Raw genomic sequence first — 13,528 nt, 5'->3', positions numbered from 1 at the left:
CGTAAGGACTCAAGCGCCCTATCCGGTTTCGGTTGGGGCGCTTCTTTTTGGGGCTGCAAGTCCAGTTGAACCTAGGTTACGCTGGACTACATGTCCTATGTGGAAGTCCTGATCCTCAGGCATCTGATGCGTGCCCCTGCTCACGGCTATGAGCTGCGCAAACACGTCGAGGAGAACACCGGCGTGACCCTGAACAACAATGCGCTGTACCCGGCGCTGCGGCGTTTCGAGGAAGCCGGGGCCGTCGACAAGACCGCCGAAGAACAGCAGGGCCGACCGGCCCGGCACGTGTACACGCTGACCGCCGTCGGGCGTGAGCTGCTACAGGACATGCTCACCGAGCTGACGCCGGGGCAGGCCGGGGACGAAACCGAATTCCTCGCCCGGGTAGCGCAATTCGCGATGCTGACCCCCGAGGAACGCACCCGTGTCCTGGACGCCCGGGAGGGTGCAGTCCGGGCCCGGCTGGATCGGCTGCGCGCGCTGAGCGCCCGGACCGGCCACGAACTCTGGGGACCGCAGATCACCGGCGAGCTGATCGATCGCTGCGAGCGCGAAATCGAATGGTTGGGTGCACTAGGCGCACTCGCCGCGACGGCACCGGTGACGCCGCAGGGGGAATGATGGACCTCGCGTCCGAACGGCCGACCCGCCTCGGCCCGGTCGTCCAGTACGCACTACTGGCCGGACCGCTACTCTCCATGCTGGATTCGAGCATCGTGAACGTGGCGGTAACGCCCATCGCCCACGGCCTGCACGCCGAATTGAGCGCGGTCAGCTGGACGGTCAGCGGCTACCTCCTCGCCATGGGAACCGGCCTTTCCGCCGTCTCCTACCTGGCCCGCCGATTCGGAACGCTACCGGTCTACCGGACCGCCCTGGCCGCATTCACGCTCGCCTCGCTGGCCTGCGCCCTCGCCCCCACAGCGGACGTACTGGTGGGAGCACGTGTGTGCCAGGGGCTTTCGGGCGCGCCCCTGGTCCCCCTGGCCATGAGCATGCTGCTCGGTGGCGGTGATAGTCGCGGTGGCGGTGACGGGCGTGGCGGCGGTGACGGCGGTGCTGCGCGGGTGATGTCGCCGGTTGCCGGGGTGCTGTTGTTTCTGGGGCCTGCGTTGGGGCCGAGTTTGGGTGGGGCGTTGATTGCGGGGGCGGGGTGGCGGGCGATTTTCCTGATCAATGTTCCAGTTGGGGTGTTGGCGGTTTTGGCGGCGCGGTGGATTCCGGAGCGGATGGCACCGGGCGGAGTGGGCGGTGTCCGTTTTGATCCGGTCGGGATGGGGCTGTTGGCCGGCGGGTTGACGTTGTCGCTGTTCGGGATCGGGCGGGCGGGAGGGGCGGGGTGGGCCGCTGCGGCCACATGGGGTCCTCTGGTGAGTGGTCTGGCGCTGCTCGTGGCCTATGCCGGATGGGCTGCGCGCCATGAGCATCCGGCGTTGGATCTGGGGCTCGCCCGGCAGCGGACCTCGCGGCTGGCGTTGGTGTTGTGTGCGTTGGCCTCGGTCATTACCTTCGCAGCCGTGTTTCTGCTGCCGGTCTTCCTGCAGACCGTGCAAGGGCATTCGGCCTTCGCGGCGGGGGTGACGTTGTTGCCGCAGGGGATTGTCACCGGGTTGGCCACTGCTCTCGGGCCTCGGCTGTTGACCCGGATCTCGGTGCGTACCACGGTGATCGGTGGATTCGCGGTGCTGGCAGGGGCGAGTGTGGCGTTGCTCGCCATCGATGCCGGTACTCCGATCGTGGTGACGGCGGGTCTGCTCGCGCTGCGCGCTGCGGCTATCGGGCTGGTGATCACACCGCTGCTCGGTGTGATGCTGGAATCGGTGCGGTCCGATCGGCTGGCCGACGCGAATACGCTGTTCAGCATCGTGCAGCGCGTTGCCGCGTCGTTCGGCGTTGGAGCGTTGGCCAGTTGGTACGCAACGGTTGCCGTTCACCACGGATCCGTCGAGGCGCTGCATCGTGCCGCGCTGGTGCTCATGGGGCTGGCCGCGGCGGCCGCGGTGGCGGCGCTCGCGCTACCGGCCGCCCGGAACTCGGCGCTCGTCGACCGCTGAGCCGCGGCACTTGTGGACCGTTGAGCTGCGGTGATGCGCGCGCGGGAATAGAGCTGTGGGGGAAAGGGTTTCGAAAGGCGGGCCGTCGGCTACGTCCTCCCGGCGGCCCGCCCTCCCCTCATATGGGTGGTGCGGGACTGGGGGTTGAGGGCGTTCAGATGCCCAGGGCGTGCTTCAGGCGGGTGGTGCGCGGCGACATGGAGGCCAGGCCGAGCAGGGCGCGGGGGAAGCGCGGTTGCAGCTGGGGTTGCCGGGTGCGGATGGCGGTTTCGATCCAGCGGGCAGCTTCGGCGGGGTCCTGGGCGGTCGAATCCGGGCCGTGGGTGGTGATGGCGGGGGCCGGGTATTGGACCGAGGTGACGTGGATGCCGCGCGGGGAGAGTTCGGCGTCGGCGCACTGGCCGAAGGTGGTCCAGGCCGCCTGGGCGCTGGCGTAGGAGGAGAAGTTCGGGGCCGCACCGGTTTCGGGGCTCCAGGGGCCGACGTTCACGACGTGGCCGGAGCCGCCCGCGAGCATGGCGGGCAGCAGGCCGAGCGTCAGCCGCAGCGGCCCGAAGTAATAGGCGGCCATCATGCGCTGGTAGTCGCGGAAGCGGTCCAGCGATTGCAGGACCGGGCGGCGGGTGGGGCGGCCGGTGTTGTTGACCAGCACGTCGACGGTGTCGAACTCGGTGAGCAGCCACTCCACGAGATGGTCCACATCGCCCAGTGCCGAGGTGTCACAGCGGAACCAGTGGGCTTGGCCGCCGGCCTGGATGATGGTGGCGCACTCGTCGACCAGTTGAGAGCCGTTGCGCGCCACCAGGATTACCTCGGCACCGTGAAACCCGAGTAATCGTGCGGTCTCTCGGCCGATATCGGAGGTGGCGTCGGTGACGACAATGCGTTTGCCGTCGATGGGTAGTTCGCCCGCGAGCGAACCGGCGGAGCGGGGGCGGCGGGCAGCACGGAATTCGATCATGGGACAGGCAACCTTCATCTGAGGATTGAGCATGAACCATGCACCGGCGCCCCGCCGACAGCGCCGATACCGCCACCCCGCTGTGCTGTTCAGCCGAATCCCGAAGGAGTGGCTGCTAACCGATTGCTGGCGGTGTGGCGGAACACATTCTATTCGGTCGGGTCATAACGGCGGGCGCGTTCGGAGACACAGATATCGTCGATTCCGGAGACGATGTCCCGCAACAGTTCCGAGGGCAGCGCGGCCGGGCGCAACCGGCAGGTGAAGGTGATGAAGGCGTGGTCCTCATTGTCGAGTTCGCGCAGGTAGCGGGAGCGCACGCCATAGGTCATGGCCGACATGACGGTGAAGCAGCCGGTCTTCTCGCGGTGCCCGGCGAACAGGTCGTGCAGGCGGTGGAAGACCCGCGCGTAGCTCGACATGGGCGCGAAAACCGAGACGCGGTAGGCCGGTCCGCGCTCCGAGGAGGAGATGACGGTGTCGGCCAGATACTCCGCATCGCGCAGCGTCAGCACCTTCGGAGCGAACATCAGCGCACCGGCCGCGGCATTACGCACCGGCATACCGGCGCGGCCGCCCGCCGACGCGGCGATGGCGCCCAGCGACTTTCGGGCCCGCGCACCGACCTCACGCCGGGCGCGCAGCGACAGGTTGGGGGTGGTGGGGTGCAGGCTCGACCACTGGCCGAAGCGCACGGTACCGAGCTGCACGGTGCCGGTGCCGACCGGCCGCGCCATCTTCAGCGGCTGGGTGTCGATCCAACGGCCCACCTGCAGCATGGAATCGCCCGGCGACTGGATCTCCCGGAAGGAGTGCTCCACCCAGGTGTCGAAGTCCAGGAAGCGGTGCGCGTCGGTGGTGAGCCAGGTGCGGTCCTTGTCCACATCGGTCACCTCGAGGGTGAGCGCCGTGATGATCCCGGTGCGCCCGCCGCCGCCCAGGATGCGACGGAACCGCTCGGAGTGGTGGGTGCGCCCGCAGGTGCCGAAACGGCCGTCCTGATCGACGTATTCGAGCTCGGCCACATTGTCGCTGAACATGCCGAAGCGATGCGAGGCCGCCGACAGCCCGCCCACCGCCGCGAATCCGCCCGCCGTGATGTCCCGATGGTCGCCGACGATCGGCAGCCCCAGTCCGTGTGCGCCGAGGGTGCGATCGATGTCCGAGAGCCGGGCCCCGGCCTGCACCCGCACCGTTCTGGCATCGGCGTCCACCACCTGCACCCGGTTCATCTTGCGCAGGCTCAGCACGGTGCCGTGATCGGGCAGCCCGAGGTCCTCGTCCGGCCGTTCCCCACCCCGGATGATCAGCGGTTTCGTGGAACGTCGCGAATCCCGAACGGTCCGAACCACATCCGCGGTGTCGCGGGGCAGATATTCGTCGGGGTGGGTGGAGACGGGCGTGCTCATGGCGCTACAGCTAACCATAGTCACGCGCATTGTGCTCGTAGTTGGACAGGCGTCTCAATGAGCACCGCGGAGACAGGGTGTGAACAGCGCGTTTTCGGTTGTGGCACACGGGTTCCCTGGGTGTTTGCCAGGGCGCCGGTCACCATCCGCGCGTAACATCGCGCCATGGGTTTCCTGGGCGGAATGTTCGGTTCGGGGCGAAATCGGTTCGGCAAGAAGGTGTTGGAGCGGGTGCTGGCGTACGACGCCGTCGAGTCCGCGCAGTTCGACACTCAGGCGTACGAGATCGCGTATCGGCTGAAGAACGGATATGCCGCGAAAATCGAACTGGACACCCTGTATCGCCGTTTCGACGGACGAATCACCGCGGCGCTGTTCGATGCGGTCGACACGCTGATCCTGCCGCCGCAGGCACCGCCGGACTGGGACGGGGTGGCGCCCAAGCTGCGGCCGGTGCTGCGCCGCGCGGGCTACGGCGCGACGCGGGACGGGCGCAATCCGGTGCTGGCCCGGCCCCGGCTGCCGTTTCTATCGGAACTGGTGGTCATCGACCTGCCGACCACCGTGCAATTCGTTACCGAGCAGGATCTTTCGCGCTGGGGCGTGGACGCCGACGAGGTCTACACGGTCGCGCACACCAACCTCACCGAGCCCGCGATGAACGCGCTGGCCACCTTCGAACCGGATCCGGGGGTGCGGGTCTTCGAATTCGCGGACGAGGGCGGCGAGAGCTATGTCGGTTCGCTACCGCTGGTCGCGGGCTGGCTGGCCGGGGTGCAGGCGCGAACCGGTACGCGGCCACTGCTTTTCCTCCCCGCGCACGTGGGCATGTTCGTCGCGCTCGGCGCGACACCCGAAACCCTGCTGCGCCTGCAGGAGCTGGCCCAGGAACGGCTCGACATCGCGCCGCGCCCGCTGTCCACCGTGCCGTACACCATCGACGACGAGGGCGAACTGATCCCACTGCCGGTCGGACCCGAGCACCCCGCCTTCGCTGCCGTCCGCCATGCCGCAATCACCCTCGCGGTCAGCGCCTATCGCGCGCAGACCGAGCGACTACGAGCGCACCGCAACAATGCGGCAGGTATCGCCGAACTGCTGCACCTGCACGAACCCGACGGCACCGAAACCACCATGACCTCCTGGCCCGACGGCCTCCCCAACCTCCTCCCGAAGGCCGATCACATCTGCTTCGTAGCCCGCGACGCCGAGGTCTTCCGAGTCGCCTGGGACGACGTCGCCAGCCTGGTCGCCCTCGACCCCGCCGACGGCTACGACCCGCCCCGCTACCTCGTCGACGCTCATCCCCCCGCCGAAATCATGACCCGCCTGCGTGCCCTGGCCCGCTGACCTCCGGGGTGCGAAGTTCGGCCGGGGTGGCGGTGTTTCGCGGCGCGTTGGGCGGCGTGGCGGGATAAGCGGACGACCGTGTCATCCAGGTCCGCTAGGGTCGCGGCGTGGACAGGGCGCAGCTGACAGCTGAGATGGCGGACGGGGCTAGACCGGAATTTCTGTTCTTCTGGGGGCACACCCGGACCCCGGGGCACGAGGTGGGGAAGTGGGTGCTCAGCCAGTGGTGGCCGGTCGAATTCACCGTCGACGGTCAAAGCTATGGCAGCGCCGAGCATTTCATGATGGCCGAGAAGGCGCGGCTGTTCGGTGACGAGCCCATGCGTAGCCGCATCCTCGCCAGCGAGACCCCCGCCGACGCGAAAAGGCTGGGCCGCGCCATCTCCGGGTTCGATCAGGACACCTGGGAAGCCCACCGGTTCGACATCGTGCTGCGCGGCTCCATCGCCAAATTCGGCCAGCACGACATCCTGCGCGACTTCCTGCTCGCCACCGCGGACAAGGTCCTCGTCGAAGCCGCACCGCGCGACACCATCTGGGGTATCGGCCTGGGCGCGGAGAACCCCGCCGCCGCCGAGCCTGCTCAGTGGCGCGGCGACAACCTGCTCGGCTTCGCCCTCATGGACGCCCGTACCGCCTTGGCTCCCGCCCGCCACCTCTGATCGGCGTAGGTCCCAGCGGGTTCGGGCGGACTGCTCAGCGTGTTCACAGTGATTGTGTGGAAGGTTGGGCGCTGACGTTCGTTCGAGAGAAGGTGCCGATGTCGGTCGTCTCTGGGCTGCCCGCCCATGTTCTGCTGGTTCATCTGATCGTGGTGCTGGTGCCGTTGACCGCGGTGCTGGCGGTGCTGTGCGCGGTGTGGGCGCCCGCCCGGCGCCGACTGGTGTGGCTGGTGCTCGCGCTGGCCGTGGTGGTCGTGGTCATGACGCCGATCACGACCGACGCGGGGGAGTGGCTGGAGAAGCGGGTGCCGCGAACGGCGGAGCTGCACAACCACACTCACCTCGGCGACACCATGATCTTCTTCGCGCTGCCGCTGCTCGTCGTCGCGGGGCTGCTGGCGTTCGTCCACTACCGCGAGTCCAACGGCCGCTCCCTGTCCCGCCTGCTGGTCGGCGGGCTCGCCGTCCTCACCATCGCGGCGAGCGCCGCCGCGACCGTACAGGTCTACCGCATCGGCGAATCCGGCGCGCAGTCCTCCTGGAACGGCGTCGCCGCCCGGCCTCCCATCACCCACGCGAAGTAGCAAACAAGATCAGGGAGCTGTCACCGCGGGGAATTCGGGCGAATTCCTCGATGACAGCTCCCTGATCTTGTTGTGGCGCTGGGTCACGCGGCGTCGAGGGCGGCGTTGATCTTGCGGACCATCTCCTCGGTGGCGGGGGTCGGGTCGGGGGTGGTGACGGCGATCAGCACGGTGCTGCGGAAGTTGCCCGCCTCGGCGGGGCTCTGCTGGGTCAGCAGGCTCATGGCGGCGGTCAGTGCGGGCAGCACCTGGTCGGCGAGCTGGGCGGTGTTCTTGCCCTGCAGCTTGATGTCCTTGGTCTTGGCGGCCAGCACGTGGCCGACCTCGCCGGTCGCCGACATCAGCGCCAGGGAACCGGTGGTGGCGTCGCGGTTGGGCTTGCGGCCCCGCGGCGGCGGGGTGCGGGAGGATCGGGGGATGGAGACGCTTGACAGTCGCGAGGTCTACTCGAATCGGTGGATCACGGTGCGCGAGGACCGGGTTCGGCAGGCGGACGGGGCGGAGGCCGTCTACGCGTTCATCGAGAAGGCGTGTTTCGCTATCGTGATTCCCTGGGACGGGGAGCGGTTGCAGCTGGTGGAGCAGTACCGGTATCCGCTGCGGCGGCGGTGCTGGGAGTTTCCGGGCGGTTCGGTGGCGGGGCCGGAATTCGATCCGATCGCGGTGGCGCGGCAGGAATTACGCGAGGAGACCGGGCTGCGGGCCGAGCGTCTGACGCTGCTGGGCAAGGTCGCGCCCGCACCGGCGACCAGCACCCACTACGGGTATGTCGTGCTGGCCACCGAGCTCACGGCCGGAGCGCACGAGCGGGAACCCTCGGAGGCGGACATGGAATCGGCCTGGTTCACGCGCGCGGAGGTCGAGGACATGATCTGCGCGGGCGTGATCGCCGACGCGCAGACCGTTGCCGCGTATTCGCTGTTGCTCCTGCGGGAAAGTCGGGGTGAGCTGGGTCAGTCCTGACCGGCGTGCTCGATGAGGCCCGCCACCACCTCGGGGAAGTCGGCGGTGATCTGCGGGCCGATCTCGGGGCCGAGGGTGTCGGCGGCCGGGCCGGTGATCTCGGTGCGGTAGACGACGCGGGTTGCGCCAGAAGGCAGCGGCACCAGGCGGTGCTGGGTGAGTACCTCGAGGCCTTCACCCAGGAAGACGTCGCTCCACAGCTCACCGTCGACGATCTCGACGAAGCGCAGCTCCACCGTGTCACCCTCCGGCGAGGTCATGCGGAAGGTGGTGCCCGGCTCGAAAGGCCCGTCCAGCTCGAAGGTTTCGATGCCGGGATTCCATTCCGGCCAGCGGTTCGGGTCGGACCAGCTGCGCCACAGCGCCTCCCGGGCCACGGTGGTCTCGGCGCTGTGCTCGTACTCCCACATGATCTTGTCTCCCGATGCGATCCGATGCGTCTGCGCGCACCCTAGCAAGGGGACTGTCCAGGAGGATGGACAGTTGAATGTGTTGAAAACCTGAAGATCTACCGGAATGCCCTTGTCTCGTGACGCGAACGGCGTTCAATAGGCGTCGCGGTCCACGCATCGGAAGGGCCGGGGGAATCGATCATGGATCGTATTGGTGCACAATGCGATACGAAGAGTGAACCGTATGATCGCAAGACTCGGGCCCGCGCTCGTCGCGGCGGCCCTGATCACCGTCCCGTTCGCGACGGGACTCACCGCGGCCCAGGCCGCCCCGCCCACCCCGATCGTCCTCGCCGATCACCATGGCGGAGACCAGGATCAAGGCCAGGACCCGGGGCAGGATCAAGGCCAGTGGCCGGGGCAAGGCCAGAACCAGTGGCCGGGCCAGGGCCAGAACCAATGGCCCGGGCAAGGCCAGAACGACGGGCAGGGCCAGCGCCAGCCCCAGGACGACGGTGACTGGTGGTTCACCCACCACTGCCGGGAACTCCACGAATGGTGGCTACCCCGTTGTCAGCGCGACGGCGGCGACATGTGGCACCGCGGCGATCCGCCGTCGCTCTACTGACCCTCACCAGGGGATCTGGCCGTACTCCTGCTCGCCACCCCACAAGTAGCCGTAGAACGTGCCCGTCGGCCCGTCCTCGCCCAGCGTCGCCAGGTGGACGCTGGGCTCCGCGCCCTGCTCGACGGTGCGGAATCCGCTGTTGCCGTTGAGATCTGTCGCGGTATAACCCGGATTGGCGGCGTTCACCTTGATCGCGGTGTCCCGCAACTCCATCGCGTAGAGGACCGTCACCATGCTCACGGCCGTCTTCGAGGAGGTGTAGGGAATCGCCGAAACCATCTGCGACATCGGATTGTTCGGATCCGTGCGCAGCGTCAGCGAGCCGACCTCGCTGGACACGTTGACAATTCGCGCCGACTCCGAACGCCGCAGCAGCGGCAGCAACGCATTGGTGACGGCGAACAGCCCGAACACATTGGTCTCGTACACCCGCCGCAAGGTGCCGAGCGTCCCCGAGGACGCCTTCCCATCCCCCTCCATCCCGCCGGTGATAGCGGCATTGTTGACAAGAACATCCAGCCCACCGAACTCGGCTTCGATGCGTGCCGCAGCCGCATTGACGGATTCCTCGTCGCTGACATCGATCTGGACAAAGTGGGCGTCCGCGCCATCGGCGCGCAGCTTGTCAACGGCAGCCTGCCCAAGTCCGGCATCCCGGGCCCCGACCAAAACGGTCATCCCCCGAGCGGCCAACTGACGTGCGGTCTCATACCCGATGCCTTTGTTGGCCCCGGTGATAAATGCTTTTCTGCTCATGTGAAAAGCATCCCGCCACCACGGTTTCCGCGGGAGGCACAACTTGTACCCCCCAAATCCGGGACATCGGCCCACACTTGAGCCATGGCTGACAGGAGCGAATTAGCGGCCTTTCTGAAGGCTCGGCGTAATCGGCTGACGCCCGGTGATGTCGGCATGCCCGAGGGCTTCAACCGGCGGGCGCCGGGGTTGCGGCGGCAGGAGGTGGCGCAGTTGGCGGGCATCTCGGTCGACTACTACATCCGGATGGAGCAGGCGCGGGGGGCGAAGCCTTCGCGGCAGGTGCTTTCGGCCTTGGCTCGGGCGTTGATGCTTACGGTCGATGAGCGGGAGTACATGTTTCGGGTGGCGGGGGAGCAGCCGCCGTCGACTGCCGGGCCGAATCGGAGTGTGGCGCAGCCTATTCAGGTGATTCTCGATAGTCTCGCCGCGCCCGCGTATGTGGTGGACGCGACCTATGAGGTGCTGGCCTGGAATCGGGCGGCGGGGCCGTTTCTCGGTGATCTCGACGGGGTGCCTGGGAGCGAGCGGAACATGGTGCGGTGGATGTTTCGGGAGGCGGCCGATCATCCGCAGTGGGCGGATGCCGATACCCGGGACTTCGCGCGGGCCGTGGTGGCGGATCTGCGGGCGGCGTGCGCGCGGTATCCGGGGCATCCGGAGTTGTCGGCGCTGGTGACCGAAATGCTGGGCACCGCTCCGCGTTTCGCGGAGATGTGGGCCGCGCACGATGTGCAGGTGCGGCGGACGCATCGAAAGCGGGTGCGGCATCCGGACTTCGGGCCGCTGGACTTCCACTGCCAGGTGCTGCACGTCTCCGATACCGATCAGCGGGTGATCGTCTACTGCGCGACGCCCAATACCCGCACCGCGAGCGTGTTCCAGTCGCTGGCCGGGGTCGCCGACCGCTGAAACACTGCCAACAGTTGTTGGCCAACATGTGTTGACATGGCTGCGACCGGGTCGTATCGTCTATTTCAACAGACGTTGGCCAACAAATGTTGGCAGGATCTCAGGAGTCGTCATGAACACCGTCCCCGCTACCGCCTCGGTTGTCATCGTGGGTGCCGGTCCCGCCGGAATGACCGCGGGCATCGCCCTCGCCGACGCGGGTGTGAACGTGGTGCTGCTCGACAAGCTGGCCGAGGGCGCGAACACCTCCCGTGCGGTGGTCGTGCACGCCCGGACCCTCGAGGTGCTCGAAGGCTTCGGCGTCACCGAGCAGCTGCTCGAGCACGGAATCGTGGTGCCCAACTTCGTGATGCACGACGGCGACCGCGCACTGGCCCACATCTCCTTCGCCGGACTGCCCACCAAGTACCCCTACACCGTGATGATCGGCCAGGAATCTACCGAATCGATCTTGTTGGCGCGCCTCGAGAAGGCGGGCGGACAGGTGTACCGGCACACCGAGGTCACCGCCGTCACCCAGGACGCCGACGGCGTCACCGTCGACTACACCGACGCCGACGGCGCCGCGAATTCGATTCGCGCGGACTGGCTCATCGGCGCGGACGGCATGCACAGCGTGGCCCGCGAGGCCGCGGGCATCGGCTTCACCGGCTCCACCTACCCCGAATCCTTCGTCCTCGCCGACGTCCGCATGACCTGGCCGGACCCGCGTGACGAGGTGTCGCTGCACCTTTCGCCCGAGGGCGTCACCGTGGTCGCGCCGCTGCCCGACCCGCAGCCCAACCGCTACCGCATCGTCGCCACCGTCGCGGACGCCCCCGAACACCAGGACCTGGCCTACGTGCAGGCGCTGGTCGACGCTCGCCGACCGGGTGCGCACGTCAAGGTCGAGGAGATCATCTGGAGCTCGCGCTTCCGGGTGCACCACCGGGTCGCCGACCACTACCGCGCCGGGCGCATTCTGCTTGCGGGCGACGCCGCCCACGTGCACAGCCCCGCCGGCGGTCAGGGCATGAACACCGGCATCCAGGACGCCGCGCTGCTCGGCAGCCTGCTGGCCGCCGTCGTCGCGGGCGCACCCGCCGCCACCCTCGACGAGTACGAAACCACCCGCCGCCCAGTCGCTCTCGGCGTGGTGAAGTTCACCGACCGCGTCACCCGCATGGCCACCCTGCGCCCGCTGCCCGCCCGCATGATCCGCAACCTGGTCATCAGCACCGTGTCCCGCATCCCGGCCTTCCGCCGCACCCTGGCCTACCAGCTCTCGGAGCTCGCGAACCGCTGACCCCGCACGGCGTTGGTCGCTGACCCTGCACCGAGTTAGCGCCGCATCGGCACTCGGCTCGACCTTCGTCATCCCGGCATGCTTTTGGCCGGGATCCACACCTCGAGGTGCTGTCACCGTTCGTGTGGATTCCGGCCAAAAAGCATGCCGGAATGACGGGGGGTGTCGGTACCGATTAAACTGGCCGAGTTGCGGCGGTGGGGCTCGCCGCTCCGGATCGAATTCGGAACAACCGTGGCGCCACCACCAACAGTCCCTACCCAGTAACCCGTTGCGACGGTATTGAGTAGGAGACGTCTGTGACCAGTGAGCTGACCACGTCCGGGAACCCCGAGGTCGGGGCGCCCGTCGACCCCGATATCGATATTCATCAGCCCGAGCAGCGCCGGGAGCTGTCCCGTTCGCACGGCGCGATCCTCGCGGTGATCTCCGTGGGTGGCGCGGTGGGCGCGCTGTCTCGCTACGGGCTCGCGCAACTGTGGCCGACGCCCGCGGGTGGACTCCCGTGGGCGACCTTCGTGACCAATGTGATCGGCTGCTTCCTGATCGGTGTTCTCATGGTCGCCGTCACCGAGATCTGGGTCGCCCATCCCTTGGTGCGCCCGTTCCTCGGGGTCGGCATTCTGGGCGGCTTCACCACCTTCTCCACCTACGCCAACGACACCCGCGCCCTGTTGCGCCCCGACACCGTGGCCACCGCCTTCGCCTACTTCGGTGTCACCCTGGTGTGCGCCCTGCTGGCCACCCTGCTCGCGATCGCCCTGACCCGCTGGGCCTACCGGGCCACCCGCCGCACCGACTCGGAGGCCACCGCATGACGCTGCTGTTCGTGACCCTCGGCGCGATGATCGGCGCCCCGCTGCGCTACCTCACCGACCGTGCCGTGCAGACCCGGCACGACAGCGTGTTCCCCTGGGGCACTTTCACGGTCAATCTGACCGGCTGCCTGGTGCTGGGCGCGATCTCCGGCGCGGCGCTGTCCTCCCCGTGGATGTTGGTGCTGGGCACCGGTTTCTGTGGCGCGCTGACCACGTATTCGACCTTCAGCTACGAGACCATCCGCCTGGCCGAACAGCGTGCCTACCTCTACGCCGGACTCAATATCGTGGTCAGCGTCATCGCGGGACTGGGTGCGACCCTGCTCGCCTACACCACCGCCCAGGCCCTGCTCGGCTGACGGAAAACGCTGCGGCGGTTCGAGATCAGCGCCAGGCGGGGCGCAGCGTGGTCGAGTGATCGAGGGGGCGTTCCGCGCCTCGGGTGGCGTCGACCAGCGTCGGATTGTGGCGGACGTAGACGTTGTAGTAGCCGAGGGCGAGGGCCCCGACGAAGGCCACCAGCAGGTTCGCGACGCCGGAGTGGACCATCGCGACTGTGAAGAAGGTGACCACGACCGCGGCCACGGCCACGCCATCGAGAATCTTCCCGTTCACCGAACTTCTCCTGTTCCGGCCACTGCGACGTGGCCGCTAGCTGTTGCTTCCAGGTGAAAGTAAGGCGAACGTATAGCGCAGGTAAAGCGAATCATCTTGAGATGGGATGATTTTGACGAAATCCGCACGGCTGCGG

At 67.8% G+C, this 13,528-nt stretch carries 17 protein-coding genes; 11 read left to right on the top strand and 6 right to left on the bottom strand.

Going from position 1 to position 13,528, the window contains the following annotated elements; translation table 11 throughout:
• Nucleotides 1-90 precede the first annotated feature (90 nt).
• Entirely contained in the window at nucleotides 91-624 is a 534-nt protein-coding gene (locus ACYVN4_RS37875) for a PadR family transcriptional regulator (RefSeq protein WP_460727776.1), read from the top strand.
• A complete protein-coding gene (locus tag ACYVN4_RS37870; protein ID WP_460727774.1) occupies nucleotides 624-2,057 on the top strand; it encodes a DHA2 family efflux MFS transporter permease subunit in 1,434 nt (477 codons plus the stop codon). Before ACYVN4_RS37875 ends, ACYVN4_RS37870 begins: the two co-directional genes overlap by 1 nt.
• Before the next feature lie 154 nt (nucleotides 2,058-2,211).
• Here ACYVN4_RS37870 and ACYVN4_RS37865 read toward each other — a convergent pair whose 3' ends face one another.
• Together ACYVN4_RS37865 and ACYVN4_RS37860 are read right to left on the bottom strand one after the other, a co-directional pair.
• Nucleotides 2,212-3,018: an SDR family NAD(P)-dependent oxidoreductase gene (locus ACYVN4_RS37865; RefSeq protein WP_460727772.1), complete on the bottom strand. Its 807-nt coding sequence runs from the start codon at nucleotides 3,016-3,018 to the stop codon at nucleotides 2,212-2,214.
• A 149-nt stretch (nucleotides 3,019-3,167) separates the two neighbouring features.
• The gene (locus ACYVN4_RS37860) at nucleotides 3,168-4,427 is read right to left on the bottom strand and encodes an FAD-binding oxidoreductase (protein ID WP_460727770.1); all 1,260 of its coding nucleotides are present in this window, start codon (nucleotides 4,425-4,427) and stop codon (nucleotides 3,168-3,170) included.
• A 165-nt stretch (nucleotides 4,428-4,592) separates the two neighbouring features.
• Here ACYVN4_RS37860 and ACYVN4_RS37855 point away from each other — a divergent pair, with 165 nt between their 5' ends.
• From ACYVN4_RS37855 to ACYVN4_RS37845, 3 genes are all read left to right on the top strand, one after another.
• The gene (locus tag ACYVN4_RS37855) at nucleotides 4,593-5,777 is read left to right on the top strand and encodes a DUF1444 domain-containing protein (RefSeq protein ID WP_460727768.1); all 1,185 of its coding nucleotides are present in this window, start codon (nucleotides 4,593-4,595) and stop codon (nucleotides 5,775-5,777) included.
• Between the two features lie 107 nt (nucleotides 5,778-5,884).
• Entirely contained in the window at nucleotides 5,885-6,439 is a 555-nt protein-coding gene (locus ACYVN4_RS37850) for an NADAR family protein (RefSeq protein WP_460727766.1), read from the top strand.
• 98 nt (nucleotides 6,440-6,537) lie between these two features.
• Entirely contained in the window at nucleotides 6,538-7,023 is a 486-nt protein-coding gene (locus ACYVN4_RS37845; protein WP_460727765.1) for a DUF2231 domain-containing protein, read from the top strand.
• An 83-nt stretch (nucleotides 7,024-7,106) separates the two neighbouring features.
• On the opposite strand, the gene ACYVN4_RS37840 is transcribed toward ACYVN4_RS37845, so the two are convergent.
• A complete protein-coding gene (locus tag ACYVN4_RS37840) occupies nucleotides 7,107-7,364 on the bottom strand; it encodes a hypothetical protein (RefSeq protein ID WP_460727763.1) in 258 nt (85 codons plus the stop codon).
• 76 nt (nucleotides 7,365-7,440) lie between these two features.
• On the opposite strand from ACYVN4_RS37840, the gene ACYVN4_RS37835 reads away from it, so the two are divergent.
• On the top strand, nucleotides 7,441-7,986 hold the full coding sequence (locus ACYVN4_RS37835; protein WP_460727762.1) for an NUDIX domain-containing protein: 546 nt from the start codon (nucleotides 7,441-7,443) through the stop codon (nucleotides 7,984-7,986).
• On the opposite strand, the gene ACYVN4_RS37830 is transcribed toward ACYVN4_RS37835, so the two are convergent.
• The gene (locus ACYVN4_RS37830; RefSeq protein WP_460727760.1) at nucleotides 7,977-8,396 is read right to left on the bottom strand and encodes an SRPBCC family protein; all 420 of its coding nucleotides are present in this window, start codon (nucleotides 8,394-8,396) and stop codon (nucleotides 7,977-7,979) included. The genes ACYVN4_RS37835 and ACYVN4_RS37830 overlap by 10 nt on opposite strands.
• A gap of 226 nt (nucleotides 8,397-8,622) precedes the next feature.
• On the opposite strand from ACYVN4_RS37830, the gene ACYVN4_RS37825 reads away from it, so the two are divergent.
• Entirely contained in the window at nucleotides 8,623-9,006 is a 384-nt protein-coding gene (locus ACYVN4_RS37825) for a hypothetical protein (protein ID WP_460727758.1), read from the top strand.
• 3 nt (nucleotides 9,007-9,009) lie between these two features.
• Here the strand turns inward: ACYVN4_RS37825 and ACYVN4_RS37820 are convergent, their stop codons facing one another.
• The gene (locus ACYVN4_RS37820; protein WP_460727756.1) at nucleotides 9,010-9,762 is read right to left on the bottom strand and encodes an SDR family oxidoreductase; all 753 of its coding nucleotides are present in this window, start codon (nucleotides 9,760-9,762) and stop codon (nucleotides 9,010-9,012) included.
• A gap of 84 nt (nucleotides 9,763-9,846) precedes the next feature.
• Between ACYVN4_RS37820 and ACYVN4_RS37815 the strand changes: the two genes are divergently transcribed.
• The 4 genes from ACYVN4_RS37815 (at nucleotide 9,847) to crcB (ACYVN4_RS37800) (ending at nucleotide 13,136) form a co-directional block, all read left to right on the top strand.
• Nucleotides 9,847-10,674, top strand: coding sequence for a helix-turn-helix transcriptional regulator (locus tag ACYVN4_RS37815; protein WP_460727754.1), 828 nt, complete (start codon nucleotides 9,847-9,849; stop codon nucleotides 10,672-10,674).
• Nucleotides 10,675-10,786: 112 nt separating this feature from the next.
• Nucleotides 10,787-11,959, top strand: coding sequence for an FAD-dependent oxidoreductase (locus ACYVN4_RS37810; protein WP_460727752.1), 1,173 nt, complete (start codon nucleotides 10,787-10,789; stop codon nucleotides 11,957-11,959).
• 299 nt (nucleotides 11,960-12,258) lie between these two features.
• Entirely contained in the window at nucleotides 12,259-12,777 is a 519-nt protein-coding gene (crcB, locus tag ACYVN4_RS37805; protein WP_460727750.1) for a fluoride efflux transporter CrcB, read from the top strand.
• Entirely contained in the window at nucleotides 12,774-13,136 is a 363-nt protein-coding gene (gene crcB / locus ACYVN4_RS37800; RefSeq protein WP_460727749.1) for a fluoride efflux transporter CrcB, read from the top strand. Before crcB (ACYVN4_RS37805) ends, crcB (ACYVN4_RS37800) begins: the two co-directional genes overlap by 4 nt.
• 25 nt (nucleotides 13,137-13,161) lie before the next feature.
• Here crcB (ACYVN4_RS37800) and ACYVN4_RS37795 read toward each other — a convergent pair whose 3' ends face one another.
• Nucleotides 13,162-13,392, bottom strand: coding sequence for a hypothetical protein (locus tag ACYVN4_RS37795; protein ID WP_460727747.1), 231 nt, complete (start codon nucleotides 13,390-13,392; stop codon nucleotides 13,162-13,164).
• Nucleotides 13,393-13,528 lie beyond the last annotated feature (136 nt).

Source organism: Nocardia heshunensis, assembly GCF_054782115.1.
The sequence above is the reverse complement of the archived record's forward strand: the minus strand, read 5'-3'. Positions and strand labels throughout refer to the sequence as shown.